Consider the following 327-nt stretch of genomic DNA (forward strand, 5'->3'; position numbering starts at 1 on the left):
AGGTGGTCACCACCATGGACGAGATCAACACCTCGTCCAAGAAGATCAACGACATCATCGGCGTCATCGACGGCATCGCCTTCCAGACCAACATCCTGGCCCTGAACGCGGCGGTGGAAGCCGCGCGCGCCGGTGAGCAGGGCCGCGGCTTCGCGGTGGTCGCCGGTGAAGTGCGCAACCTGGCGCAGCGCAGCGCGCAAGCGGCCAAGGAGATCAAGGGCCTGATCGGTGCGAGCGTGGAGAAGGTGGAGACCGGCAGCAAGCTGGTGGCCGACGCGGGCCAGACGATGAGCGAGATCGTGGGCTCGGTGCAGCGGGTGACGGACA

At 66.7% G+C, this 327-nt stretch carries 1 protein-coding gene; it reads left to right on the forward strand.

The window, feature by feature from the left end; translation table 11 throughout:
- On the forward strand, window positions 1-327 hold a 327-nt coding region (locus M3149_RS22905; RefSeq protein WP_251711644.1), incomplete at both ends, for a methyl-accepting chemotaxis protein.

The organism is Hydrogenophaga intermedia, assembly GCF_023715105.1.
Lineage (GTDB): Bacteria > Pseudomonadota > Gammaproteobacteria > Burkholderiales > Burkholderiaceae_C > Hydrogenophaga > Hydrogenophaga intermedia_A.